This window comes from Nitratireductor sp. GISD-1A_MAKvit, assembly GCF_040819555.1.
Taxonomy (GTDB): domain Bacteria; phylum Pseudomonadota; class Alphaproteobacteria; order Rhizobiales; family Rhizobiaceae; genus Nitratireductor.
Window position 1 is genome coordinate 3,074,228 of the sequence record NZ_CP161920.1, and the last position, 25,534, is coordinate 3,099,761.

A 25,534-nucleotide genomic window follows, 5' to 3' on the forward strand; every position below is an offset into this window, starting at 1 on the left:
CTCTCAGGCGGCGCCAGCACTTCTTGAGAAGTTCGAGTCCCGCCGTCCCGTTCTCCAGCCGTTCAGGATGCGCTCGGTATTGAGGGAAACACCATCCAGCGATTGAACTTCCAGATCGTAAGTCTTCCCGGCATGGATGGTTTCAAAATCACGCCGTGCGCTGCCTTCAGGCCGATCTCCCCGCGCCTTCTCGCGCTCGATCAGCGCGGGCAACGGGCAATGAACACCCACAAAGTACACATCGAAGGGTGAAAACAACGACTGCAACTCTGGCAGCCATTCGTCATACTCAAGAATGTGCTCGAGGATCAGGTGGTTTCCCGCGCCGGCATAGGCAGCCAGAGACTTGTGAAACCCATCGAAGAAGGCTGGCCTGAGACCCGGCCAGTCGAAGTCACCGCGCCGAAAACGCTCTGATGGCACGACGCCGGCATCGCGCAAATGGTCAATCGATATATGCCAGAATGGCAGTTCGATCTCGGCCTGAAGCGCCCGCGCAAGCGTCGACTTGCCGCTGCTCGAAGCGCCGTGCAGAAAAATGATATGCGCCATGGTGTCCAGTCCCGCCGTTCGCTCCCGCCTTCACGGTCAGGATCTAGTGGCTGCAGGTGACACTCGGATGTCAGGTAACGCCTTGGCGCTCCGCCCTCAGCCTTCGCGTTCCACCGCGCGCCAGCCAATGTCGCGGCGACAGAAACCTTCCGGCCAGTCGATCAGATCGACCGCGCCATAGGCCTTCTCCTGCGCATCTTTCACCGATTTGCCCAGTGCAGTGACGTTTAGCACCCGCCCGCCATTGGCCACCAGTGCGCCCTCCTTCAGGGCCGTTCCGGCGTGAAAGATCTCGACACCCTCATCCGCGCTCGCCACGTCAAGTCCACCGATCACCGTGCCCTTTTCAGGGCTTGCCGGATAGCCGTTTGCGGCCAGCACCACGGTCAGCGCCGCCTCGTCGCGCCAGCGCACGGAGACATGCGCCAGTTGCCCGTCCACCGCCGCGTTGATCAGAAGCAAAAGATCTTCCTTGAGCCGCATCATCAGCACCTGGCATTCCGGGTCGCCGAAACGGACATTGTACTCGATGAGCTTGGGGCCATCCTTCGTCAGCATCAACCCGGCATAAAGAACGCCGGTGAACGGTGCGCCCATCTCCGCCATGCCCTTCAGCGTCGGCTCGATGATCTCGGCCATGGTGCGCGCAAGCGTCTCATCGTCCAGCACGGGAGCGGGCGAATAGGCGCCCATCCCGCCCGTGTTCGGCCCCGTGTCGCCATCGCCCACGCGCTTGTGGTCCTGTGCGGTGCCGAAGGGCAGCGCCGTCGTGCCGTCGCACAGGCAGAAGAAGCTTGCCTCCTCGCCCTCCAGAAACTCCTCCACCACGACAGAAGCGCCCGCATCGCCGAAGCTTCCGTCAAAGCAGTCGTCGATGGCAGCGATGGCCTCATCCTCCGTCATGGCCACGGTCACGCCCTTGCCGGCGGCAAGCCCGTCCGCCTTGATGACGATGGGCGCGCCATGCGCGTGCACATATTCACGCGCTGCCAGCGCATTCTCGAAACGCCCATAGGCCGCCGTGGGTATCGCGTATCGGTCACACAGCTCCTTGGTAAAGCTTTTGGACCCTTCAAGCCGGGCTGCCGCCTCACTCGGGCCGAAAACGCGGATTCCCGCCTCATTCAGCGCATCGGCGAGGCCGGCAACGAGCGGCGCTTCCGGCCCCACCACGACAAGATCAATCGCCTTCTCCCGGCAAAAGGCGACAACAGCCCCGTGGTCGGCCACGTCAAGCGTCACGCATTCGGCATCCTTCGCCATACCGGGATTGCCGGGCGCTGCATAGAGCTTCGTCAATACAGGAGACGCTGCCAGTTTCCAGGCCAGCGAGTGCTCGCGGCCACCGGACCCGATCAGGAGAACATTCATCTTCCGCATCCCCGCTTGTTCAATCTTTGCTTCGGGCTATGGCCCTTCGCGCCGAAAATCAAGGCGCTTGTCTGCCGTTCCCCGACAGAAACGCTTGACGCGGGCATGCTTGCTTGTCACTCCCTGCATGGAAACCACACGAGAACGGATAGTTTTTGCCATGGAAAAGATCCAGTCACGCCAAGGTCAGGGCCGCGTTTCCGATGCCCCATCCGGCCACTGGGTCTATCGCGTCATGCCGCGCGGCATGTGGCCCTATGCGCAGCTTGCCCGGTGGGACCGTCCCATCGGCTGGCAACTGCTCCTGTGGCCCTGCCTCTGGTCCACCGCTCTTGCCGCTTCGGCCTATGCAAAGCCCGGCGCTCCCTTCACCGAGGTGCTGCCCTCGCTCTGGCACATCCTGCTCTTCCTCATCGGTGCGGTTGCCATGCGCGGGGCCGGCTGCACCTACAATGATCTGGTGGATGAGCGCATCGACAATGCGGTCGAGCGCACACGCTCCCGTCCCCTTCCCTCCGGACAGGTTTCGCGCGGGCAGGCCTGGGCGTTCCTTCTGGCGCAGGCGCTGCTAGGGCTTCTGGTGCTCGTGCAGTTCAACGCCTTTGCCATCGCACTCGGCTTCGCTTCGCTCATCGTCGTGGCGATCTACCCCTTCGCGAAACGATTCACGGACTGGCCGCAACTCTTTCTGGGACTTGCCTTTTCCTGGGGGGCGCTGATGGGCTGGGCGGCCGAGTTCGAAAGCCTGACGCTCGCTCCCGTGCTTCTCTATTTCGGCTCCATTCTCTGGGTCATCGGCTATGACACGATCTATGCGCATCAGGACAAGGAGGACGACGCCATCGTCGGCGTTCGCTCCACCGCACGCCTGTTCGGAGACAAGACCCGCCAGTGGCTGATCGCCCTTTATGGCGGCGCGCTTCTGTTCTTCGCCGTCGCCTTCGCGCTTGCCGAAGTGCCCATGCCCGCACTCGCCGGCCTTGTCGCCGCAGGGGGCCATATGGCGCGGCAGATCCGGGTCATCGACATCGACAATCCCGATCAGTGTCTGGCGCTCTTCCGCTCCAACAATGTGGTTGGCTGGCTGATCTTCCTCGGCCTGATTGGCGGCGGCCTGTGGGCCGTGATCAGCCCACAGTTCTGATCTGAAAAATCAGTCGCGGGCAATGATCTCGTCGCCGGCGACGACCACCCTCAGCCCCAGGCTTCCGCATTTGCGACGTGCAAGAAAACGTGGGCGGCGCGCGCGCACCGGACGGCCCTGCCGCCGGTCCTGCGGCTGGCCGGCCTTCACCTCGCCAAGCGTGTCTTCCAGCGCATGGGCAACGCCGTCTGCCTCGATCATGAGCATGGGCAGGCGCAGCGCCTCCGACCAGGCGCGCCAGTCGGCCGCCACATCGTCGAGGTCATCTGCAACCAGCAGCGGGACACAAAGCATCGGATCCGTGTGATGCAGTTCCAGCGTAACGGTCACGACACCGTAATCGTCTTCGATGGCACGCGCTGCCACTCCACGAAAAGCGCGCGGCGGCAGGGCGAAGGTCACCGGCAGGCCGCTCCTGTCGAGCAGACGCTTCATCCGCACGCCGCGGCTGTCCACGGTGAATGATACTTCACCGAAATCGTCATGCGATGCATAGCTCACCGCCTGCGGCAGGCGAAAAGGGTCGAGCCGCATTGCGCGGCCCGCCCAGACTGGCTTGAGCCCACTGTTCATGTTCTTGCCTTCCTGTCACTCCTGAGAGCCGGTTTTCCGGTTCTCTCACCGGGCCGTTTTCGACCTCGTTATGGAAGGCACCCTAGCGCCGGCCCGTTACCGTCAGGCTTAGAAAGTCGGTAAATTTTTGCTGACCTTACAGTTGGTTAGCGATTTCCCACCAGGTGTAACGATCTGGCAAGAGGCGTGACCGGGAAGTAAATGGCGGCAGCTTCCGCCCGCCGGGCGCACGCCCTTGAGCAGCGCTGGTGCGCAGTCAGATCACCTTACCCGGGTTCATGATGCCGGCCGGGTCAAACGCTGCCTTCACCCGGCGCATCAGCTCCGTGGCGATGGCAGGCTGCGTGGCGATCAGCTCGTCGCGCTTCATGCGTCCAATGCCGTGCTCAGCCGAGAACGATCCGCCCAGATCGCGCACAATGGCGTGGATCGCATCGTTCATCTTCCGGTAGAGCGCAAGATAGGCGTCCCGGTCGCCATCCTTCGGCTGCGAGATGTTGTAGTGCAGATTGCCGTCACCCATATGGCCGAAGCAGACCACCCGGCAGCCCGGCGCAACCTTCTGTGCCTCGTTGCCCGCGCGCTCGATGAATTCTGGGATAGCCGCCACCGGCACGGAGATGTCGTGCTTGATCGAGCCGCCTTCGGGCTTCTGCGCCTCCGACATGGATTCGCGCAGGTGGCGGAAGGCATTGGCCTGACCCTCGTTCTGGGCAATTGCGGCGTCCACCACCAGCCCTTCCTCGAAGGCGACCGTCAGCACCTCCTCCATCAGCTCCTTGGCATCGTCGCCCGAACGCCCGGAGGAAATCTCGACCATCACATACCAGGGATGCGCCTCGGCAAGCGGGTCGACAGAACCCGGCACATGCGCCAGCGTGAAGGCAAGCGGCGTGCGCTCGATGAGCTCGAAGGCCGTCAGCCCATTGCCGATACGATCATTGGCCAGTTCGAAAAAGCGCAGCGCATCGGCAGGCGTCGGCAGCGCCGCCCAGGCCAGTTCCCGCCCCTTGGGCATGGGGAAGAGCTTCACCACCGCCGCCGTGATCACGCCCAGCGTGCCCTCGCCACCAACAAACAGATCTTTCAGGTCGTAACCGGTGTTGTCCTTCTTGAGCTTGCGCAGATCGTCAAAGACCTCGCCCGTGGGCAGCACCACCTCGACACCCAGGCAAAGGTCGCGCGCCGTGCCATAGGAAAGCGCGCCCACGCCACCGGCATTGGACGAGAGATTGCCGCCGATCTGGCAAGAGCCCTGCGAACCGAGCGAGAGGGGAAACAGGCGGTCCTTCTCGGCCACCGTTTCCTGCAGCACCTGCAACACCACGCCGGCCTCCACCGTCGCCGTGTTGGATTTCAGATCGATTTCGCGAATTTTGTTGAGGCGCGAGAGCGAAAGCACGATTTCATTGCCTTCGCCGTCCGGCATCTGGCCGCCAACAAGGCCGGTATTGCCGCCCTGCGGCACGATCGCCGTGCCGGTTTCGCTGGCAAGCTTCAGGATGGCACTCACCTCATCCACCGAGCCGGGACGCAGCACCAGCGACGTCTTTCCCCGAAACAGCCCGCGCGGCTCTTCTTCGTAAGGCGCGAGTTCGTCGGCGGCGGTCAGTGCGTGGCGCTCGCCGACGATTTTGGCAAAACGGGCGAGAAGAGCGGCGTCGATGGTCATGAAGTTGCGGTTTCCTGAAGCATTGGGGTCTGAATCTAGTGATCGCGGGGGGCGGCAGCGCGCGCGAGGCGATCATTGATGGCTTCGCCAAGCCCTTCAAGGGGCACCGGCTCAACAGCGATTGTGGCAGTGCCCGACCGGTCGAGCGCAAGCAGGTGTGAAAAGAGGTTCGCCGCCGCCTCGCGCATGTCTCCGGTCTCCGACAGATTGCGCATGGCAACCGCCCTCTCCGCCCCCGTGGCCCGCTCAGGCCCGAAGGCAAGCAACGCCTCTCCCGGTTTCACCTCTGCCACGGCGAGCCGCATATGAGCACTGGGCGCGTAGTGAGAGGCCAGCATGCCGGGCGCCTGAACGCCTTTCGCGCCCCTTTCAAGCACCATGCCGGTCACGCGCTCGATCTCATCAGCCGCGATGCCACCGGGACGCAGAAGCGTGATCCTGTCTTCCTCCACCTTCACAATGGTGGATTCGAGCCCTACAGGCGTCGGCCCGCCATCCACGATCAACGGAATACGCGACCCGAGATCAGCCTCGACCGCCTCAGCCGATGTGCCGCTGATACGACCCGACGAATTGGCGCTCGGGGCCGCAACAGGCCGCCCCAGCGCCTTGATCGCGCGTGCGCCAAAGCCTTTCGGGCAGCGCAGCGCGATCGTGTCGAGCCCGGCCGTCACCAGCGGGTGAACGCCGGAACCGGCGCGATGCGGCAGGACCAGCGTCAGCGGCCCCGGCCAGAAGGCATCCGCCAGAAGGCGCGCGAGCGGGTTGAAAACGGCAATGCGCTCGGCCATCTCGCGGTCCGCCACATGGGCGATCAGCGGATTGAACTGCGGGCGTCCCTTGGTCTCATAGATGCGCGCCACCGCCTCGCCATTGGTGGCATCGGCAGCAAGCCCGTAAACCGTCTCCGTCGGGATGGCGATGGCCGCGCCTGATCGCAACAGCTCCACCGCCCGTGGCAATGCCTCACTCTCTGCCAGTATGTCAGCCAAGCACCTGTTCCTTTCGCAATCACTCTGCTGACTATCGCGCCTTTCCGACGCGGGCAAGCATGGCGGGCCGACAGGTGCCGATTTCAATTTGTCCGCACGCTCGCCAGCCGGATCACGCAGGGTCCAGAAATTTCGCCGGCGAAAGAGTTTGTCAAATCTTAAGGCATTTCGCGTTTGATGGACTGCACGAAAAGGAATGCGCCCACACACCGCACATCAAAGCGGGGGGAAAGCAATGCAGCCATGGCACTTAAAGCCAATGCTCGTCACCATGCTGCTTCTGGCAGCTGATCCCGTTCGTGCCTCTTCCCTGCTCGAACTGGCAGATCAGGTTTCCGGCCACACCCATTCCACCGTTTCCCTGCGGGAGATCGAACCGGTCCTCCCAGCTGCAACAGCTCCCCTCCTGCCGGATCTGGCATACCCGATCCCTGCGCTGCACCAGATGCCCGGTGCAGAGTTTATCGAGCTATCGCCTTCTATGATCAGCATCGGCGTCGAACTGCCGACGGCATCGTCACCCAGCAGAAAAACCGCCGGCACTGCTCCCCATGGTGCAAGGCGCCCGCCACAGATCATAAGGGGCGGAACCCACGCATCTCCAGCACGTGGCCCGGCGACCACGCCCCAGCCATCGCAAACCGGATCGCCCACGCCCCCCAAGCGCGAAGCCTCACGGCGATCGCCGGCGCAAGGCACTGCGTCGCCGCCATCGTCTCAAGCGCCCGCTTTGTCCACCGGCCAGCCGGTCGGAGAACCCGAATAGGCTCCTGCCATCAGCCTGACAGGAAAGCGCGTTGCGATGCGCTTGACCTTCCACGCCGCACGGCGCACCCTCCGCGCATCATTTCCCGGAGACCAACGCCATGCTCACCCTCATGAAAATCCTGCACCTGTTCGGCCTCATGCTGGGGGCGGCCGGCGGTCTCGGCGGGATGATGGTGGCCATTCAGGCCAGGCGCTCCGAGGGCGCGCCGCCGCCGGGCCTTCTGGCGCTGCGCCCGCGCTTCACGCTCATCACGCTTTCAGGCGTTGTGCTCCTGTGGCTGACAGGCCTGTGGTTATGGCTGGTGCGCTATGAGGGTGCTTTCTTGAGCTCGGCCTTCCTGCTCAAGCTTGTCGCGGCAGCCTTCATCCTTGCCGTCGCCGTGCTTGGCTTCATGGCCGTCCGGCGCGGCCAGCCCGGCACGCCACCACCGGCCTATCTGCAGCGGCTCGGCCCGCTGGCGGGCTTCGCCTCCTATATCGCCGTGGCGCTGGCGGTCTACGTGTTCGCGTAGCTACCCGGTGATTTTCGAGAAATCGGCAACCTGTGCCGTGGCGCTGCGAATGCGTGAAAGCAGCGCCAGACGGTTTGCCCGCACCGCCTCGTCATCCGCATTGACCATCACGCCATCAAGGAAGGCATCGACCGGCTGGCGCAGCCGCGCCAGGAAGGACAGCGCCTTCACATAATCATTGGCGGCGATGGCCTGACCGGCAAAATTCTCCGCCTCTTCCAGACTGTCGAACAGCGCCCGCTCCTCATCGGTCTCGAAGAGCTTCGCATCGACCGTCTTGGCGATGGCCGTCCCCTTCTTCTCCGCATCGGCCACGATGTTCGCCGCCCGCTTGGCGCCCGCCAGAAGGTTCTCGCCATCCGTGGTCGCCAGAAACTCCGAAAGCGCCTCCACGCGCCGCACGATCAGGAGGAGATCGTCGGCATCATCGGCGATCACCGCATCGATCAGATCATACCGCGCACCCTGATCGCGCAGATAGACTTTCAGACGGTCATGGAAGAAGGAGAGCAGGTCGGACAGGAAGGCAACATCCCAAGCGCGCTCCAAAGCATCCCGACTACTATCTGCATTCGTGTCCGGTTTCGGATAAGGAACCATCGGTGTATGCAGTTGACGAGCATTCGCGAGGCAATTCGAAAGTGGCATCCTTGCCTGTTTCTCAATCAAAATCCGGATCACACCCAGCGCCGCGCGTCTCAGCGCATAGGGATCCTTCGATCCCGTGGGCTTCTCGTCAATCGCCCAGAAGCCCACAAGCATATCGAGCTTGTCGGCCAGCGCGACAGCCACGGCCACCGGGTCGGTCGGCACGGCGTCGTTGGGCCCCTGCGGTTTGTAGTGATCCTCGATGGCCGCCGCCACCGCAGCGCTCTCGCCCTGAAGCTCGGCATATTTGCGGCCCATGAAGCCCTGCAGCTCGGGGAATTCTCCCACAACTTCCGTCTGGAGATCGGCCTTGGCCAGATGCGCTGCACGCACGGCCTCTGCCGGGTCCGCCCCCACCACGGGCGCAAGCCCATTCGCCAGTACCGCAATCCGCGCCACGCGCTCACCCTGCGTGCCGAGCTTGGTATGGAAGGTCACGCCCAGATGGTCGAGCCGCGCCATGCGCTGGTCGAGCGGCTTTGAAAGATCGAGCCCGAATTTTTCAGCCGATTCCTCAAGCCTGCCGAGATCGGGCAGCGAAGCCTGATCCGTCTTCCAGAAATAGAGCGCATCGGAAAGGCGCGCGCGCACCACCTTGCCATTGCCGTGCGCGATCTCCTTGCCGCCGTCCTTCGCCTCGATATTGGCGGTGATGACGAAGCGATTGGACAGCTTTTCCGTCTCGCCCTGCGGGCGGCAGACAAAGCATTTCTGGTTGGCGCGGATCGTCAGCCGGATCACCTCCGGCGGGATCGTCAGATAGTCTTCCTCGAATGCGCCAAGCAGCACCACAGGCCATTCCACAAGGCCGGAGACCTCTTCAAGAAGCCCCTCGTCCTCCACCAGCTCAAGCCCGTTGGCAAAGGCCAGATTGCGCGCGTCATCGAGGATGATGCGCTTGCGGCGGTCGGGATCGAGCACGACCTTCGCCGCTTCCAGCTTCTCCGCATAATCGTCGAAACGCCGCACGGTGATGGCGTCGGGCGCGTGGAAGCGGTGGCCATAGGTGACATTGCCCGAGCGGATGCCGTCGATCTCGAAATCGACCACCACCGGATCCTCCGTTTCCGGCCCGAAGGTGCACAGGATCGATTGCAGCGGGCGCACCCAGCGCAGGCTGCCCGGCTTTGCCGAGGCAGCGCCCCAGCGCATGGATTTCGGCCACGGGAAATTGCGGATGATGCCCGGCATGATCTCGGCAACGATCTCTTCGGCCGCCCGGCCGGGCTTCTCGATCACCGCCACATAGAAATCGCCCTTCTTCGGGTCGCTCTTCACCTCCGCCTCATCGATGGAGGAAAGCCCCGCCCCGCGCAAAAAGCCCTGAATGGCCTTTTCCGGCGCGTCGGTGCGCGGGCCCTTGCGTTCCTCGCGCACATCCTTGGAGCGGGCGGTCACGCCGCGAATGTCGAGCGCCAGCCGGCGCGGCGTCCAGTATTCGGTCGCCGCCTCATAAGTCAGCCCCGCATCCACAAGACCATCCGTCACCAGCTTCTTCAGGTCGCCGGCGGCCTTGCGCTGCATGCGGGCGGGAATTTCCTCGGAGCGGAGTTCGAGAAGAAGATCGGGCATTGGGATGTCTCTGAAAAGCGGACTGTGTCGCGCCCGGCAATAGCAACTCCGTCCGCCAATGTCACCCGCCACGCGGCGCGAATGAACCTTTTCATCGCTCGAAGCGACTGATCGGTATCAGGTCACCACCCGGACAAGAACGATGAAAACCGCCCCCGCTCTCCTTCATGCCATCGCGCTCAGCGCCTGCCTGATCCTTCAGGCCATGCCCGGCAGCACCGAGCGCCCCTCCGGCATCCGCCGCGCCCTGCAGACGCTTTCGGCAGAGCGAACACCAGCCACCGTCATCCCGGAAGCCCCAAGGGCTATCCGGGACCCATTGGAAGAATATCCTGAAGCGCAGCCCGGTCCTGTTTGGACCATCGTTGGCGATTCCGGCATCATCTGAGGAAACCCGCCCCGCTGCTCAATGGGTCCCGGCTCTCCCTCTGGTCGGCCGGGATGACGCGGATAAGGTCCTGCCGAAAAACCAGAACCTACTCCTGCGGCGCAGGCGTCATCCAGCCAATCACGGCACCACCCGGCTCGCGCAGGATGGCGATGCGTCCCACACCCGGCACGTCGAAGGGCTCACGCAGGACCTCGGCTCCCTTGCCCTTCGCCTTCTCCAGCGCCCCATCAACACCATCAACCGCGAGATAGGGCATCCAGTGTTCGGGAACACCATCAAAATTCGGCCCAGTCATGGTGAAAATGCCGCCTGCGGCCTCTTCTCCTGCCATCGCGACCCAATAGGTCTGCCCATCGCCCATATCCATACCATCGTAAGTCCAGCCGACAGTGGCCGCATAGAAGTCCTTGGTCTTCTCCGCGTCGCGGGTCATCAGTTCGTTCCAGTGGAAATGGCCATGCTGCGTCATGATTTCCTCCCTTGGCCCCGTGGAACCAAAACAAACGGGGCGCATCCATGATACGCCCCGCTGCGAGAATCACCAAAAGAGGTTGTTCAGGCCGCCGCCTTCTCCGCGCCGCCCGCATCCGTTTTCAAGAATGCCTCGCCGCAGGCCCTTCGCCAGTTCGCGCACGCGCAGAATGTAGCTCTGGCGCTCCGTCACGGAGATCACGCCGCGCGCATCGAGCAGGTTGAACACGTGGCTGGCCTTGATGCACTGGTCATAGGCGGGGAAAACGCATTTGTGCAGATGGCCCTCATCCGCGGGAGCGCCGGCTTCCAGGATCGCGCGGCACTCGGCCTCGGCATCCTTGAAATGCTGGAACAGGATGTCCGTGTCGGCATATTCGAAATTGAAGCGGGAATATTCCTGTTCGGCCTGCAGAAAGACATCGCCATAGGTCACCTTGGCGTCGCCTTCGAGGCCGTTGAAATTGAGGTCATAGACATTGTCCACACCCTGCACATACATGGCCAGTCGCTCCAGACCATAGGTCAGTTCGCCCGCCACCGGCGCGCATTCGATGCCGCAGACCTGCTGGAAATAGGTGAACTGCGAGACTTCCATCCCGTCGCACCAGCATTCCCAGCCAAGCCCCCATGCGCCCAGTGTGGGGCTTTCCCAGTCATCTTCCACGAAGCGCACATCGTGCGTCGCCATGTCGAGGCCGATGGCCTCCAGCGAGCCGAGATAGAGCTCCTGCAGGTTGGAAGGGTTCGGCTTCAGGATCACCTGATACTGGTAATAGTGCTGCAGCCGGTTCGGGTTTTCGCCATAGCGCCCGTCGCTTGGCCGGCGCGAGGGCTGAACGTAAGCCGCGTTCCACGGCTTTGGTCCGAGCGATCGCAGCGTCGTTGCCGGGTGAAACGTGCCCGCGCCCACTTCCATGTCATAGGGTTGCAGGATCACGCAGCCATGCGAAGCCCAGTAATTGTGCAGGGTCAGGATAAGCCCCTGAAACGAGCGCGTGGGGTGCGTGATGGGCAGATCGGTGCTTGGCGCGGTCACAATGCTTCTCCGGATGGTGCCGGCACGTCCTATTCCGCGCCCCGGCAGGCGTCAAGGCCGTGCTGGCGTGGAAAGCACGCACTCACTCCGGCAGCCGGATTTCCTGTCCCGCGCGAAGCAGGTCTGGATTGCGCTGGAGGTCGGGGTTGATCGCCAGAATGTCGCGGAAGCGTTCACCATCGCCAAGCTGGTCAGCGGCGATGGACCACAGGGTCTCCCCCGGTTTGATTGTGTACATCACATCACCGGCGTCGCCGTTTTCGGGTGCCTGCGGTTCGGTAGTCCTGTCTTCCGGCTCCGACTCCGGTTCCGGCTCCGGCTCGGTCGCTCCGGCATCAGGCATCGCATCGGTTGCCTGCGCCCCACCCGTGTCGTCGCCGGTGGAGGATGCCTCGGCAATGCGCTTCGGCTCCTTGTCGGGAAGGCCTTCCTTCAGCTTCTTTTCCACTTCCGCAAGCAGGTCCGGGTCCGGATCCAGGTCGCGTGCGTGGGCCCACTGATAGGTTGCCTCCAGCTTGCGGCCGGTGCGCCAGTAGGCGTCTCCCAGATGGTCGTTCAAAACCGGGTCTTCCGGTCGCAGCTGAACCGCCCGCTCCAGTTCCTTCGTTGCCTCTTCGTAGCGGCCGAGCCGATAATGCGCCCACCCAAGAGAATCGACGATATAGCCGTCATTGGGGCGCAGCTCGACCGCGCGGCTGATCAGCTCAAGCCCTTCCTCAAGCTTCATGTTCATGTCGACCCACGAGTATCCCAGATAGTTCAGCACCTGAGGCTGATCGGGATAAAGCTCCAGCGCCTTGAAGAAATTCGGCTCCGCCTTGTCCCATTCCTTCAGCCGCTCATAGGCGATGCCGCGCTGATAGAAGAGGCTCCAGTCCTCGCGCTGCGGCTCACCGATCCGCGTGACGGCTTCATCGTAGACCTCGGCAGCCGAACGATAGTCCTCCTGCACCGCAAAGACCCGGCCCAGCGAAAGATAGGCGCGGATATCGTCGGGATCTTTCTCGATGGCAGCCTTCAAGAAGCTCTCGGCCTCATCATGCCGGTCGAGGTCGGCCAGGTTCAGCCCCGTCTGCAGTTCTGCCAGGCGACGCCAGGGCGAGCCCGGTCCAATGCGTTCGTAATAGGCAATTGCCTTTTCCGGCTCGCTCTGCTGTTCGGCCAGCGAGGCAAGCTGGATCACGATATCGTCATTGTCGGGGCTCAAGGCGAGTGCGTAGTTCAGATAAAGCTTTACGAAGGGCTCACCACCACCCCGATTGAGGGCCGTGGCGATGTTCAGGAGGATTTCGGCCGCACCCTCGCGCGGGTCGGCAACGGGAAATGCCACCTTTTCATCGGCCTTGATCTTCTGCCGCATGGTAATCGTGGCCGCACGGCCCGTAATGTAGTTTTCGCCCCTGTCGAGTGTGGCAAGCGCCTTTTCCTTTTCGCCACGCCCGGCCAGCCATGCCGCATAGGCCTCGATGCTGCGCATATAGGTGTCGGGGCCGGCCGAAGCGGCGGTCACATCGTCGAGAATGGCCTTGAAGGCCACTTCAGCCGCCTCGTCATCGCCCTCCTGAACAAGAATGAGAGCGATGTGATAGGATTTGAAAAGCTTGTACCATTCGGGACCGTCAAGGTCCGCGAGCGACTTGACCGCGTCATCAAACGCCCCCTGTCCGGCCTCGGCCCAGGCCGACATGATGGCCGTGATCAGGCGGTCGAGATCCGATTCGAGAACCAGCTTCAGCCAGTTTTCCGCCTGCGCATAATTTTCGTTGCGCAATGCATCAACCGCCAGGCCAAGCCGTGAGAAACGCTCCATCTCGGGCACGGATTTGAGGGCGCGGGCGTGCGGCAACGCATCGTCGAAACGCCCCTCCGCCACGAGCGCAAGCAGCAGGCTCTGCTGGATCGCCAGATTGTCCGGTTCAAATGAGAGCGCCCGCTCGTAATAATCGATGGCACTGTCGAGGTCGTTGTCCGCTTCAGCGGCCCGACCGGCAAGAAATGCGCCCGAGAACGAAGAGATCGCGATCAGATCTTCGTCATTCGCGCCGCCCCCCTTCGCAAACCCCGCTTGAGCCGACACTGCAAGAAACCCCGCCAGGCTGACCGTTGCAAACAGTCCCGTTTTGAAGCGTTTTCTCATCTGCCGACCCGCGGCCTCCTATCCTCGTATCGTTCTTCTCGCACAAGCGGCTTGGCGGGAATCTCTCCTCACCTTGCAGACAAGCATGGCCTTTTTGCGGAAAGGCATCAACGAGAACTGTCGTCAAGATTCCTGAATGGCCGAGGCTGGCCTCATGTGACGCGGCTTATGCAAAAATCGATCACATCAAGCAGGGCACTTTTTTGCGGCGTGTCCTTCAAGGGTGCCAGCGCATCGCGGGCGATCTCGCCAAAATGGCGTGCCCGGCCGATCGTGTCGCCAATTGCACCGTGCCTGTTCATCAGTGTCACGGCCTTTTCAAGCGCTGCATCATCGGTCTGGTTGTCCTCGATGGCGCTCTTCCAGAAGGCGCGTTCATCGGGGCTGCCACGCCGATAGCTCAAGATGACCGGCAGGGTCACCTTGCCTTCGCGGAAGTCATCGCCAACATTTTTGCCAAGATCGCTGCTCTTGCCGCCATAATCCAGCGCGTCGTCGATCAGCTGAAAGGCAAGACCGAGATTGGTGCCGTATGAGCGCAGCGCCGAGCGATCGGTGCGGCTCGCACCGGCCACAACCGGGCCAACCTCTGCGGCGGCCGAAAACAGCGCCGCCGTCTTCGCCTTGATGACAGCGAGATATTCGTCTTCCGTCGTTTCCAGATTCTTGGCCACGCTGAGCTGCAATACCTCGCCTTCGGCGATCACCGAGGCCGCTGTCGACAGAATGTCGAGCGCTTCGAGCGATCCCACCTCGACCATCATGCGGAATGCCTGGCCAAGCAGGAAGTCTCCCACCAGAACACTCGCCTGGTTGCCCCAGATCATGCGGGCCGTCTTGCGGCCGCGCCGCAGGTCACTCTCATCCACCACATCATCATGCAGCAGCGTGGCAGTGTGCATGAACTCGACGCTGGTGGCGAGCCTGATATGCCCGTCACCCGCATAATCGAACATCTGGGCGGCTGCGAGCGTGAGCATGGGACGCAGGCGTTTTCCACCGGAATCGATCAGGTGCTTAGCCAGCTCAGGAATAAGCTCCACATCGGAGCCTGCCTTCGACAGGATCAGTTCGTTGACGCGCGCCATTTCATCGGCGGTCAACTCCATCAGGCTGGCGATGGAAGCGGCACCGCGCTTGCCATCGAGATTCAACACTACACCCACAGATGGTCCTCCAATCGCGGCCAGGCCGGAAACCTAAAGCATCCTGCAGCCAGATGTAATCAACTGGAACTCGCAAAAATGCAGAATTACAAAAACATAGAGCACGGCCACGCCCTCAGGGCTTGCACGGCACCCTACCACGCTCAGGGCAATCTAGTGCCCCTCCCCCCGAAGGGGCAAGCGGCGAATGCGCGCGGCCGTTCCCCACACACAGGCTCCCGCGTTCACGAATCCCGTTTACAGGGGCAGCGCAAACTGTCAACGTCGCGGCCATGTTCGAGCTTATCCGTACCAACGACCCCGTGGTGATTTCATTTGTCGAAAGCCTGCTGCGCGATGCCGGCATCGGGTTTTTCGTGGCAGACCAGAACATGAGCATTCTGGAAGGATCGCTGGGCATTCTGCCGAAGCGTGTCCTCATCGATGAAGATGACCGGGCCAGGGCATTCCGGATCCTGGAAGATGCGGGCATCGAGCATGAACTTCGGCAATACGACAACGACAACAATGGCTGAAATCCTCACCGACGCAGGCTACAGCGTCGATTCCTTCCACCGTGATGCCTTTCGCCTGGTCCAGCCCACCGGTCGTGGACACCGCTCCGGCGTGGATGCCATGCTTCTGGCCGCAGCACTCCCGCATGGCATTACCGGTTCCGTTGCCGATCTCGGTGCGGGTGCGGGTGCAGCCGGGTTCGCCGTTGCGAGCCGCTGCCCTCACGCAAACATCACACTTGTCGAAAACGCACCCGAAATGACCGACTGCGCCCGGCGCAGTATCGCTCTTGCCGAAAACCGCCCGTTCCACGATCGGGTGCGCCTGCTTGAAGCCGATGTGACACTCAGGGGAAGTGAGCGGGAGGCGGCGGGCCTTCACCGCGACAGCTTTTCTGCCGCGATCATGAACCCGCCATTCAACAGCGCCAGCGACCGTGCGACCCCGGACCCCTTGAAAAGGGCAGCCCATGTCATGGCCGAAGATCTGTTCGAGACATGGCTGCGCACTGCAGCAGCCATCGTCCGACCCGAGGGGCTTTTGGCGCTGATTGCGCGGCCCGCCTCATTGATGAGCATCCTTTCGGCACTTGAGGGCCGCTTCGGCGGCGCCCGCATCGTGCCCGTCCACGGAAGGGCCGAACGCCCGGCAATTCGCATCCTGCTGCGCGCTCAAAAAGGCAATCGCGCCGGATTGACGCTGGAGCCCGCCCTTGTCCTGCGCGACCGCGAGAACCGCGTGACGGAGCGTGCGGAGGCGCTTACCAATGGTCGTGCGGCGCTTTTTGGTGATTGAACCGGCTTCGCCATTGCACGTCGCGCGCAAATGCCTACATGCTTTCGAACCACACCGACACGCATTCAGGAGCGACCTAGCCCTTGCGACGCCTTTTCAGCCGTCTTCTTCCCAAAAGCCTGCGCAGCAACGCCGTCACCATACCTGTGGTCCGGCTGTCCGGTGCGATCATGCCATCGAACAGCGCCTTTCGTCAGAACCTGTCGCTCGCCACAACCGCGGCCGTGCTCGAAAAGGCCTTTGCCAATTCCGATGCCCCCGCCGTCGCCATTTCCATCAATTCGCCGGGCGGTTCACCCGTGCAGTCGCGTCTGATATTCCGCCGCATACGTGATCTGGCACAGGAAAAAGGCAAGAAGGTCTTTGTCTTCGTCGAGGATGTCGCGGCCTCCGGTGGCTACATGATCGCGGCAGCCGGCGACGAGATCATCGCCGACCCCTCCTCAATCGTCGGCTCGATCGGTGTCGTGTCGGCCGGTTTCGGTTTTCAGGAACTGATCAGCAAGATCGGCGTTGAACGCCGCGTCCATACGGCCGGCCAGAACAAGGCGATCCTCGACCCCTTTCAGCCCGAGAAACCGGAAGATGTCGAGCGCCTGAAGGCCCTCCAGCTCGACATGCACGAGATGTTCATCGATCTCGTGAAGGAACGCCGTGGTGCAAAACTGCCGGATGATCCCGAGCTCTTCACCGGTGCCTTCTGGACAGGCAAGCGCGCGCTCGATCTGGGCCTGGTGGACGCTCTGGGCGACATGCGTTCCGTGCTCAAGGAACGGTATGGCAAGAAGACGAAGCTTGCCCTCATTACCCAGCCAAAGGGGCTGTTCGGGCGCAGGCTCGGCATTTCGAGCAGCGCCACGGCCCCTGCCCGATCTCGGCGCCAGCCTTGCCGGCAACGCCGCCTCGGGCCTTCTGGCAGCGGCCGAGGAACAGGCGCTCTGGCGTCGCTATGGGCTTTGACCTGACGGCCCACCGGGATAAACTCGGGGCTGGAGAACCGGAGGATCGACAATGCCGCAACTGATCTTCTTTGCCGTGGTGGGTGCTGTTGCCTATTTCGGCTACCGCAGGCTCGTGCGCGAAGCCGAACGCGTTACGGCCAAGGCCCGCCGTGCACGCAAGGAAGCGGCCAATGGCAGCATGGGAACACTGGTCTTCGACCCTGAAACCGGCGAATACCGCGTTCCCAAGGACTAGGATCTCACCCTCGCATGGTCTCGCACGGCAGCATGGCCGCCCCGGCCAAGGTCAATCTCGCGCTGCATGTCACGGGGCGGCGTGCAGATGGCTTTCACCTGCTCGATACGCTCGTCGCCTTCACCCGTCACGGCGATTTGCTGGAGGTGGAGGAAAGCGCGGAAGACACGCTGATCGTCTCGGGCCATTACGCAGCGCATGTGCCCATCGGCGAGAGCAATCTCGTCACCCGCGCCCGCGATCTTCTTCGGGAGGTCTTTGGCGGTGAGGCCCGCGCTCCCGTCACGCTCCACCTTGAAAAGAACCTGCCCGTCGCTTCCGGCATTGGCGGCGGTTCTGCCGATGCCGCCGCAGCGCTGCGCCTGCTTGCCCGGCACTGGGAAATCGACATCGCCGACCGGCAGCTTGCGCAGCTGGGCCTTCGCCTTGGTGCAGACATTCCCATGTGTCTTGCATCGCGGCCGCTGATCGCCCGCGGCATCGGCGAAAACCTTCAAACCCTGTCGCGCTTCCCGACCCTCCACCTGGTTCTGGTCAACCCGAACATTCCGCTCTCGACCCCGGCAGTGTTTTCTCAGCTTGAAAAACGCGAAAACACCGCGCTTCCGGTGCTGCAGGATCTGCCCGACACTGCCTCCGCGGCCCAATGGCTGTCCGCGGCACGCAACGACCTTGAAGCTCCAGCCCGCCTTCTGGTGCCGCAGATCGCCGAGGTTCTGAAGCGTCTTGTCCAGACCGGCGCCATGATAGCGCGCATGTCCGGTTCCGGCGCCACCTGCTTCGGCCTCTTCCCCTCCGCGCCGTTGGCCGAACGCGCGCGGTCATCCCTTGCCGAGGAACATCCCGACTGGTTTGTTCTTGCCACCCAAACCCAAGCTGCGGATCAGGCCGATGCCCACCATGCCACAACGTGACTTCATCCCCGTCCGCTTTGCCGTTCTCACCGTCTCCGACACGCGTGGAATGGAAGATGACCGTTCCGGCCAGACGCTTGCAGAACGAATAGAATCAGCGGGGCACACGCTGGCCGACCGCCGGATCGTTGCCGACGACGTCTCCGCCATCCGACAGGCTGTCAGACTGTGGTGCGCGGATGCCGGCATCGATGCCATCATCACAACGGGCGGAACCGGCCCTGACCGGACGCGATGTTTCGCCCGAGGCACTGGAGCCGCTCTTCGACAAGCGCATGGACGGCTTCTCCCAGGTCTTTCACCGCATCTCCTACGAAAAGATCGGCACCTCCACGGTTCAGTCCCGCGCCACCGCCGGCCTGATCGACCAGACCTTCGTGTTCGTCCTGCCCGGCTCCACCGGCGCCTGCCGGGATGCCTGGGATGGCATCCTCAGGGACCAGTTCGACTACCGCCACATGCCGTGCAATTTCGTGGAGATCATGCCGCGTCTTGCCGAACATCTGAAACGCGGCGGCGGCAAGTCCGCCTGATCCCGGCTTAACCTCGAAAGCGTCTCAGCAAGCGCCCCGGCGCGCGCGCAGACTGGAGCCCGCGCTGCGTGTGCTTCCGCGCCGCGACAATACAGGCCACCGACTTCCTGTCCCCTGATCACGCCCCCTCAAGAAACCGCGCATCTGTGGAAAGATCGTGGACCAATCTGCCACGCTGCAAAAGTTCTTGCTTTGTTCCACTTTGTTCGATAGGAATAGATTCATCAACGGCGATGCTGATTCCGTTTTCCACCTGTTCCCGCGTCCGAGAAACCGGCCACATCGCCCAGGCACGGAGTGTCCCATGGATCAGATGAACAGAGCAGACGCGGTTGCCTTCAATGGCGGTGGTGCCGCGATGGCCAATACGGTGATTGACCGGTCCGGCATCCGCATCGATACGGAGCGCAGGCGAGGTCGGGCTGCGGGCATCAACCCGTCGGGCCGCTATGAGCCCGTTTCCCGCCACGTGTTCGACGATGGCTGGGGCTCGATCGAGGAATTGCCGCCCTTCAAGACAGAAGTGCAGGTGGAAAAGCCGCGCAGCATCATCACGCGCAACACCTCCCCGGACATTTCCTTCGACCGCTCGATCAACCCCTATCGGGGCTGTGAGCATGGCTGCGTCTATTGTTTTGCGCGGCCCAGCCACGCCTATATGGGGCTATCCGCCGGCCTGGATTTCGAGGCGAAACTGTTTGCCAAGCCGGATGCCGCGCGTCTTCTCGAACGCGAGATTTCAAAACCCGGCTATCAGCCCCGCACCATTGCCATCGGCACCAACACCGACCCCTATCAGCCCATCGAGAAGAAATACCGCATCATGCGTGAAATCCTCGAAGTGCTGGAAGCCCATGGGCATCCCGTCGGGATTGTTACCAAGTCTGCGCTTGTTCTGCGGGACATGGACATCCTGTCCCGCATGGCCGAACAGGGTCTTGCCAAGGTGGCCCTGTCCGTCACCACGCTCGACCGCAAGCTGGCGCGCACCATGGAACCGAGAGCGGCCACCCCGCCGCGCCGGCTTGAGACCCTGCGCGCCCTCTCCGAGGCAGGCATACCCACGTCGGTGATGCTTGGCCCCGTCATCCCCGGGCTCACCGACTGCGAGATCGAGCGCATTCTGGAATCGGCTGCCACAGCCGGTGCACGGGAGGCCGGCTACATCATCCTGCGCCTGCCGCTTGAGGTCAGCCCGATCTTCAAGGAGTGGCTTCTGCGCCATGCCCCCGATCGCTACCGACATGTCCTCTCGCTCATCCGCTCCATGCGCGGCGGCAAGGATTATGACGCCGAGTGGGGCAAACGCATGAAGGGCACCGGCCCCTATGCCTGGCAGATTGGCCGCCGTTTCGAGATCGCAGCCAAAAGGCTGGGGCTCAACCGGGAAAAGCGCAAGCTGAGAACGGACCTGTTCAAGCCATCACAGCCGGGAGGCGAGCAGCTCCTGCTCCTGTGATCGCCACGGGGTCTTCACCCCTGCGGCTCACCCTCCAGCTTACGCCGCAGATCTGCGGCGCACCCATCCCGTCCGGCTTCCCATCCCCGTGGGCCGACGGTAGCTTCCCGGCTTTTCCGCCCCTTGAGCCGGGAAGACCTTGCGGAGAATCGGAACCGATGCGAGCATCGCCGCACCATGGCTCGCACGCGTTCCGATTCTCCCACTCTCTTCGACCTTCCCGTCCGCCCCGATTTCCAGATGGAGGCGACATTGATGCGTGAAGGCATGGCGCCTGTCGTCGGTCTCGACGAAGCCGGGCGGGGGCCCCGCTTGCCGGTCCTGTCGTGGCTGCTGCCGTGATTCTGGATGGCGACAGGCTGCCGGATGGGCTGGATGATTCCAAACGCCTTTCAGCCGAGGCCCGCGACCGATTGTTCGAAGCGATCATCCAGTCGGCCGTCAGTGTGTCCGTCGCCTCTCTCTGCGCCACGAGCATTGACGGGTCCGACATTCTGCGTGCCAGTCTGGAAGCGATGCGCCGGGCTGCTGCCGGTCTGTGCGTCACGCCCTTTTTTGCGCTTGCCGACGGGCGCGATGTTCCCCCCGGCCTCTGCTGCCCCGCCCGCGCCGTGATCAAGGGCGATCAACGCAGCCAGTCCATCGCCGCCGCCTCGATCGTGGCCAAGGTCACCCGTGATCGCATGATGGCGCGTGCCGGCCAGATTGCGCCCCATCACGGTTTCGAGGCTCACATGGGCTACGGTACAAAACGCCATCGCACCGCGATCACCGAGCATGGCGCGGTCCAGCGCCTTCACCGGATGACCTTCGCACCACTGAAAAGCCTTGCCACGCCGGTGAGCGAGCCTTAGCCGGTTCCGGCATCTCTAAGATCAGAGATCGGCTGTTCGTTTCCAAACGGGTGCTGGCGCGAACGCACCATGCACCTTACCCACGCCTCGCCTTGCCCGAGGATCGGATTGAGTCGGGCGTATCGCTTCCCCCTCACACCGCGTCTTTTGAAGCGCCCAAATGAAAACGCCACCGCAAGCGGTGGCGTTTTCCAGTCTTGCTGCGGAAAACCGCTCAGTTCAGCTTTGCCTTGACGTCCTGCAAAGAAGCCTTGAACAGGTCGGTGCCGGTTTTCGCGTCCACCTTGTCGGCCAGCACGCTGCGGGCCGCTTCGACGGCGAGATCAACGGCGCTCGCGCGCACTTCATTGATCGCATCCTGTTCGGCCTGCTCGATCTTCTGTTCCGCCAGGGCAGTGCGACGGCTGACATATTCTTCCGTCTTCTGCTTGGCTTCCTTGACGATCAGCTCGGCCTCGTGCTTGGCGGCGGAGACGATGTCCTGCGCCTCCTGCTCGGCTTCCTGCCTCTTGCGCTGATACTCGGCAAGAAGCTGCTGCGCGTCTTCACGCAGCTTGCGGGCTTCGTCCAGTTCGTTGCGAATGCGCTCGGCCCGGGAGTCGAGCGCACCATTGATCATTCCCGGAACCTTGAAATAGGCAAGAACGCCCAGGAATATGATCAGGGCAACAAAAGCCCAGAATGTCGCGTCCATGGCCTTCTCCTACTGCTTGACGGCAGCTTTTGCCGCAGTCTTGTCGAGCCGGCCGCCGACCAGTTCCTGAACGATGGATGCTGCCGTTTCCTCGGCAATCGATCCCACGTCCTTCATGGCCGTTTCCTTGATCGACGCGATGCGATCTTCGGCTTCTGCGAGCTTGGCATCGAGGTTCTTCTCGATCTCGCGGCGCTCTGCGTCCGCCTCGGCTTTTGCCGCGTCGCGGGCCTCCTGGCCGATGACATTGGCTTTCATGCGGGCGTCGGCAAGCTCCTGCTCATAGGCAGCAACTGCCGCGTCTGCCTCTTCCTTCATCCGCGCTGCCTGATCCAGGTCCTGGGCAATGCGGTCGCGCCGCACTTCCAGAATGCCGCCGATGCGTGGCAGCACAACACGTTTCAGAAACAGGTAGAACAGCCCGAAAGTGATCGCCAGCCACAGAATCTGCGACGGAAATGTCGACGAATCGAAGGGCGGGAAGCCGGCCTCGTGTGCGCCTTCAGACGCCACGCCGGTTTCCGAATGGGTCGCCTCCGCGGCGTCTTGCGCCGAGGCGGCGAATGCCGATGCCACAAACATTGTCTACCTCTTGAAAAACCGGCCGGACGCCCGAGAGCGGCCGGCCACGCACGCGATCTGCGCGCTTAGGTGAAGAGGAGAAGCAGAGCGATGAGCAGCGAGAAGATGCCGAGAGCTTCGGTCACGGCGAAGCCGAAGATCAGGCGGCCGAACTGGCCGTCTGCTGCCGACGGGTTGCGCAGGGCGCCCGAAAGGTAGCTGCCGAAGATGTTGCCGAGGCCGAGGGCCGCACCGGCCATGCCGAAACAAGCGATACCGGCGCCGATAGCCTTTGCTGCTTCTACTTCCATTTTAAAACTCCTTGTGATCGCGGATTTGCGTGTTTTCTTCAGACTTGGCGGAAAACCGCCGGTGAAACCTGTTTCCCTCTACCGCCCCTCGGGGGCCGCCCACGGGGACGTTACGAACCGTGCCTCCAGAACCTTTCGATCAGTGGCCAGGATGAACGGCGTCGTTGAGATACATGCAGGTCAGGACTGCAAAGACATAGGCCTGCATGAATGCGACGAGGAACTCGAGACCGGTAATCGCAACCGTCATGATGAGCGGCAGGATGGCACCGGCAACACCGGCTGCGCCAAGCGCACTCATGGAGGTGACGAAACCGGCAAAAACCTTGAGCGTGATGTGTCCGGCCAGCATGTTGGCGAACAGACGAACCGAAAGGCTGACCGGGCGGGAAAGGAAAGAGACGATTTCGATCAGCACGACGAGTGGAACCACCACTCCCGGCACCCCCTCAGGCACGAACAGCTTCAGAAAGCCGAACCCGTGTTTCCAGAAACCGTAGACCACCACGGTGCCGATCACCAGAAGCGCAAGCGCGAAGGTCACGATGATGTGGCTGGTAACGGTGAAGAAGTACGGGAACAGGCCAAGCAGGTTGGCCATGAGCACGAACATGAAGATGGAGAACACGAACGGGAAGAACCGCATCCCGTGCGACCCGGCCGAATCTCTCAGCATCGAGGCCACGAACTCGTAACTCATTTCCGAGATCGACTGAAGACGGCCGGGCACCAGGCCGCGGCTCGACGTCGTCAGGAACAGGAAGGCGCTGGCCGCTACGACCGTCGCCACCATGAAGGCGGACGAATTCGTGAACGAGAAATCCAGTCCGCCGACCTCAATCGGAATCCATTTGGAAATCTGGAACTGATGGATCGGATCGTTGGCCACCTGGCCCCCCTCGCTTCTAATCTGGCGCGCTGGCGCCGTTCATTTCTTCCCGGGATCCCGGTCGCCCTTTGGCGTGCCGGCCCCGAATTCAGCAATCTGTCCTGACGCTCGCAGGACATTGAGAACCCCTGCCCCGAAACCGAGGAGCAGGAAAATGATCAGCCCCCAGGGCGACGTGCCGGCGAAATGATCGATGACCCAGCCCAGCGCAGCACCGACGGCAACGCCGGCCACAAACTCGCTGGACAGTCTGAGCGCCTGTCCGACGCCCGCCATATCGCCCTTCGTCTTCCCCTCGCCGCCGTCGTGCTTTGCCGGCCGCTTCTTTGCGAGAGCCCTCTCCAGATCGGCGCGCCGGAGTTCCAGGTCGTCCGGCTGATCCTTGTCGGCCACCGCAATCTCCGTACCGGGTTTGCTGGTCAGCGGCTATCCGCTTGAAAGTCGCGCGCAACATAGTGAGCACCCACGCCTCAGTCAAGCCGCAGTTACCCCCAATCGGAGAACAGGAAACAGATTTAAAAACAATATGATAAGCGGATGCGACAATGCGCGCAGCAGCAATTGGGCTGCCAAAAGGGGGAATCGCGGCGGATGCCGGGTGTTTTCGGCCCGCCGCGCAGCATCATTTGCCCGTCCCGATCAGTTCCAGCCGCCGCCATACGTGCGGTAGAAAATGTGTTGTCCGATCTTTTTCATGCGCTGCATGGCGTGGGCCCCAGCGCGGATTCACATAGGTCGCATGGTAGTGGGTGGAGGATCCCACCTCCGGCAGCCAGATCTTGCCTGCGGTGGTGGCCATGGCCACGTCCTGTGCCGTCTTGAAGTGCGCAGGGCTCGCCACGCGATCGCGGATCCCGTCACAGGCGAAGGAGAACTGGCAGCGATTGCGCCATTTCTTGTTCTGATACACCACACCGCAGATCGTGTTGGGATAGGTCGGGTTGCGCACGCGGTTCAGAATCACCTGAGCCACGGCGGCCTGGCCCTTGACCGATTCTCCCCGGGCCTCGAAATAGACACCTGCCGCGAGGCACTGCTGCTCCCGCGCAGAAAACACCTTGGCCGGCAGCGCCTTTCGGGCCCATGGATGGTCCTTGGCATCCACCGGTGGAATGAAGCGCCCCCGCGATGGTTCCTCCTCCCGCAGAATGCTGGCAAAGGGTGAAGCCTTGGCATAATCGGGTTTCGGCGGCGCGTAGGCGGTCGCCAGAATGTCGGCATCGTCATTGTTGACAAGCGCCGCGATCGTCTTCGGTATCGCTGGGTCGGCCTTGCGGTCGTGCTTCATGTAGAAGGCGGAGGCAATCCGCACCTCTTCACCCTTGATTTCGGGTTTCACGAAAGCCATGCGCTTTGCGTCCTGCCGGGGCTTTTCAAGCAGGAAGCTGGTCTTTTCGAAGATCGTGCCCGCTTCGAACAGCCGGGGCGGCTGAACCGGAACGACCTGAACCAGCCGTCCCGTCTTGTCGGCCCGGTTGATGCGCTCTTCATCCGGTGTCGTTCCGGTGAAGCCCTTCTTGCCACGAAAGGCAACCTTGCCGATGCCCGGCGCGCTCACGCCGGAGCCTGAAATCGTGCCGGTCTTCAGATCACCATCGACAAAGGGCATCTCGGCCTGATGGACCGACCCCGCGACGGATTTTTCCACATAGGTTGCCCATCGGGCGCCGCTGCCCTGTTCTCCGGCAACAAGCCCGACCATGTCCTGATGCGCGATTACATTCGGAAACCCGACCCAGAAGCCCAGCGCCACCACGAACGGCGCCATGAATGAACGTGTTTCACTGCCCGCCATGCGCGGCACTCTTCCCGTCCGACAAAGCA

Annotated in this window: 23 protein-coding genes and 5 pseudogenes; 12 read left to right on the top strand and 16 right to left on the bottom strand. The window is 62.5% G+C overall.

Annotated elements, in window-relative coordinates; translation table 11 throughout:
* Positions 1-3: 3 nt before the first annotated feature.
* The gene (locus AB2N04_RS16130) at positions 4-552 is read right to left on the bottom strand and encodes a chloramphenicol phosphotransferase CPT family protein (RefSeq protein ID WP_367715524.1); all 549 of its coding nucleotides are present in this window, start codon (positions 550-552) and stop codon (positions 4-6) included.
* 96 nt (positions 553-648) lie between these two features.
* On the bottom strand, positions 649-1,923 hold the full coding sequence (purD, locus tag AB2N04_RS16135) for a phosphoribosylamine--glycine ligase (protein ID WP_367715526.1): 1,275 nt from the start codon (positions 1,921-1,923) through the stop codon (positions 649-651).
* 160 nt (positions 1,924-2,083) lie between these two features.
* Here purD and ubiA point away from each other — a divergent pair, with 160 nt between their 5' ends.
* On the top strand, positions 2,084-3,067 hold the full coding sequence (gene ubiA / locus AB2N04_RS16140) for a 4-hydroxybenzoate octaprenyltransferase (protein ID WP_367715528.1): 984 nt from the start codon (positions 2,084-2,086) through the stop codon (positions 3,065-3,067).
* Between the two features lie 9 nt (positions 3,068-3,076).
* On the opposite strand, the gene AB2N04_RS16145 is transcribed toward ubiA, so the two are convergent.
* The 3 genes from AB2N04_RS16145 to AB2N04_RS16155 all read right to left on the bottom strand — a co-directional run bounded on the left by AB2N04_RS16145 (position 3,077) and on the right by AB2N04_RS16155 (position 6,304).
* On the bottom strand, positions 3,077-3,640 hold the full coding sequence (locus tag AB2N04_RS16145; RefSeq protein ID WP_367715529.1) for a DUF6101 family protein: 564 nt from the start codon (positions 3,638-3,640) through the stop codon (positions 3,077-3,079).
* Between the two features lie 256 nt (positions 3,641-3,896).
* Positions 3,897-5,312: an FAD-binding oxidoreductase gene (locus tag AB2N04_RS16150; RefSeq protein ID WP_367715531.1), complete on the bottom strand. Its 1,416-nt coding sequence runs from the start codon at positions 5,310-5,312 to the stop codon at positions 3,897-3,899.
* Positions 5,313-5,347: 35 nt separating this feature from the next.
* The gene (locus AB2N04_RS16155; RefSeq protein ID WP_367715533.1) at positions 5,348-6,304 is read right to left on the bottom strand and encodes an L-threonylcarbamoyladenylate synthase; all 957 of its coding nucleotides are present in this window, start codon (positions 6,302-6,304) and stop codon (positions 5,348-5,350) included.
* Positions 6,305-6,539: 235 nt separating this feature from the next.
* Between AB2N04_RS16155 and AB2N04_RS16160 the strand changes: the two genes are divergently transcribed.
* Both AB2N04_RS16160 and AB2N04_RS16165 read left to right on the top strand, forming a co-directional pair.
* Positions 6,540-7,070: a hypothetical protein gene (locus AB2N04_RS16160; RefSeq protein WP_367715535.1), complete on the top strand. Its 531-nt coding sequence runs from the start codon at positions 6,540-6,542 to the stop codon at positions 7,068-7,070.
* Between the two features lie 100 nt (positions 7,071-7,170).
* Positions 7,171-7,584 (top strand): hypothetical protein, encoded by a 414-nt coding sequence (locus AB2N04_RS16165; RefSeq protein WP_367715536.1) that lies wholly within the window; start codon positions 7,171-7,173, stop codon positions 7,582-7,584.
* Here the strand turns inward: AB2N04_RS16165 and glyS are convergent, their stop codons facing one another.
* Positions 7,585-9,804 carry a glycine--tRNA ligase subunit beta gene (gene glyS / locus AB2N04_RS16170; protein ID WP_367715538.1) on the bottom strand — a complete coding sequence of 740 codons (2,220 nt, stop codon included), beginning with the start codon at positions 9,802-9,804 and terminating at the stop codon, positions 7,585-7,587.
* Between the two features lie 142 nt (positions 9,805-9,946).
* Here glyS and AB2N04_RS16175 point away from each other — a divergent pair, with 142 nt between their 5' ends.
* Positions 9,947-10,192 carry a hypothetical protein gene (locus AB2N04_RS16175; RefSeq protein ID WP_367715540.1) on the top strand — a complete coding sequence of 82 codons (246 nt, stop codon included), beginning with the start codon at positions 9,947-9,949 and terminating at the stop codon, positions 10,190-10,192.
* 88 nt (positions 10,193-10,280) lie between these two features.
* Here AB2N04_RS16175 and AB2N04_RS16180 read toward each other — a convergent pair whose 3' ends face one another.
* From AB2N04_RS16180 to AB2N04_RS16195, 4 genes and pseudogenes are all read right to left on the bottom strand, one after another.
* On the bottom strand, positions 10,281-10,664 hold the full coding sequence (locus AB2N04_RS16180; RefSeq protein WP_367715541.1) for a VOC family protein: 384 nt from the start codon (positions 10,662-10,664) through the stop codon (positions 10,281-10,283).
* An 86-nt stretch (positions 10,665-10,750) separates the two neighbouring features.
* A pseudogene (locus tag AB2N04_RS16185) lies at positions 10,751-11,678 on the bottom strand (glycine--tRNA ligase subunit alpha).
* Between the two features lie 109 nt (positions 11,679-11,787).
* The gene (locus AB2N04_RS16190) at positions 11,788-13,842 is read right to left on the bottom strand and encodes a tetratricopeptide repeat protein (protein WP_367715542.1); all 2,055 of its coding nucleotides are present in this window, start codon (positions 13,840-13,842) and stop codon (positions 11,788-11,790) included.
* 152 nt (positions 13,843-13,994) lie between these two features.
* Complete coding sequence (locus AB2N04_RS16195; RefSeq protein WP_367715544.1) at positions 13,995-15,008, bottom strand: polyprenyl synthetase family protein; 1,014 nt, start codon at positions 15,006-15,008, stop codon at positions 13,995-13,997.
* A gap of 272 nt (positions 15,009-15,280) precedes the next feature.
* Between AB2N04_RS16195 and AB2N04_RS16200 the strand changes: the two genes are divergently transcribed.
* From AB2N04_RS16200 to AB2N04_RS16235, 8 genes and pseudogenes are all read left to right on the top strand, one after another.
* Positions 15,281-15,523 (top strand): DUF2007 domain-containing protein, encoded by a 243-nt coding sequence (locus tag AB2N04_RS16200; RefSeq protein WP_367715545.1) that lies wholly within the window; start codon positions 15,281-15,283, stop codon positions 15,521-15,523.
* Entirely contained in the window at positions 15,516-16,298 is a 783-nt protein-coding gene (locus tag AB2N04_RS16205) for a tRNA1(Val) (adenine(37)-N6)-methyltransferase (protein ID WP_367718836.1), read from the top strand. The genes AB2N04_RS16200 and AB2N04_RS16205 overlap by 8 nt, the downstream gene beginning before the upstream one ends.
* Positions 16,299-16,381: 83 nt before the next feature.
* Positions 16,382-17,258, top strand: a pseudogene (locus AB2N04_RS16210) (S49 family peptidase).
* 51 nt (positions 17,259-17,309) lie between these two features.
* On the top strand, positions 17,310-17,495 hold the full coding sequence (locus AB2N04_RS16215) for an NfeD family protein (RefSeq protein WP_367715547.1): 186 nt from the start codon (positions 17,310-17,312) through the stop codon (positions 17,493-17,495).
* A 14-nt stretch (positions 17,496-17,509) separates the two neighbouring features.
* Positions 17,510-18,409, top strand: coding sequence for a 4-(cytidine 5'-diphospho)-2-C-methyl-D-erythritol kinase (locus AB2N04_RS16220; protein ID WP_367715549.1), 900 nt, complete (start codon positions 17,510-17,512; stop codon positions 18,407-18,409).
* A pseudogene (moaB, locus tag AB2N04_RS16225) lies at positions 18,387-18,942 on the top strand (molybdenum cofactor biosynthesis protein B). The gene AB2N04_RS16220 and the pseudogene moaB overlap by 23 nt, the downstream one beginning before the upstream one ends.
* Positions 18,943-19,246: 304 nt before the next feature.
* A complete protein-coding gene (locus AB2N04_RS16230; RefSeq protein ID WP_367715551.1) occupies positions 19,247-20,401 on the top strand; it encodes a PA0069 family radical SAM protein in 1,155 nt (384 codons plus the stop codon).
* Positions 20,402-20,578: 177 nt separating this feature from the next.
* Positions 20,579-21,255: pseudogene (locus AB2N04_RS16235) on the top strand (ribonuclease HII).
* Positions 21,256-21,469: 214 nt separating this feature from the next.
* Here AB2N04_RS16235 and AB2N04_RS16240 read toward each other — a convergent pair.
* The 6 genes and pseudogenes from AB2N04_RS16240 to AB2N04_RS16265 form a co-directional block, all read right to left on the bottom strand.
* A complete protein-coding gene (locus AB2N04_RS16240; protein WP_367715553.1) occupies positions 21,470-21,949 on the bottom strand; it encodes a F0F1 ATP synthase subunit B in 480 nt (159 codons plus the stop codon).
* Between the two features lie 9 nt (positions 21,950-21,958).
* Positions 21,959-22,531 carry a F0F1 ATP synthase subunit B gene (locus AB2N04_RS16245; RefSeq protein ID WP_367715554.1) on the bottom strand — a complete coding sequence of 191 codons (573 nt, stop codon included), beginning with the start codon at positions 22,529-22,531 and terminating at the stop codon, positions 21,959-21,961.
* Positions 22,532-22,596: 65 nt separating this feature from the next.
* Positions 22,597-22,821, bottom strand: coding sequence for a F0F1 ATP synthase subunit C (locus tag AB2N04_RS16250; protein ID WP_065816112.1), 225 nt, complete (start codon positions 22,819-22,821; stop codon positions 22,597-22,599).
* Between the two features lie 139 nt (positions 22,822-22,960).
* Positions 22,961-23,710, bottom strand: coding sequence for a F0F1 ATP synthase subunit A (locus AB2N04_RS16255; protein WP_367715555.1), 750 nt, complete (start codon positions 23,708-23,710; stop codon positions 22,961-22,963).
* A gap of 39 nt (positions 23,711-23,749) precedes the next feature.
* Positions 23,750-24,103, bottom strand: a complete 354-nt coding sequence (locus AB2N04_RS16260) for an AtpZ/AtpI family protein (RefSeq protein ID WP_367715556.1) — start codon at positions 24,101-24,103, stop codon at positions 23,750-23,752.
* Between the two features lie 246 nt (positions 24,104-24,349).
* Positions 24,350-25,505: pseudogene (locus tag AB2N04_RS16265) on the bottom strand (cell wall hydrolase).
* Positions 25,506-25,534: the final 29 nt, after the last annotated feature.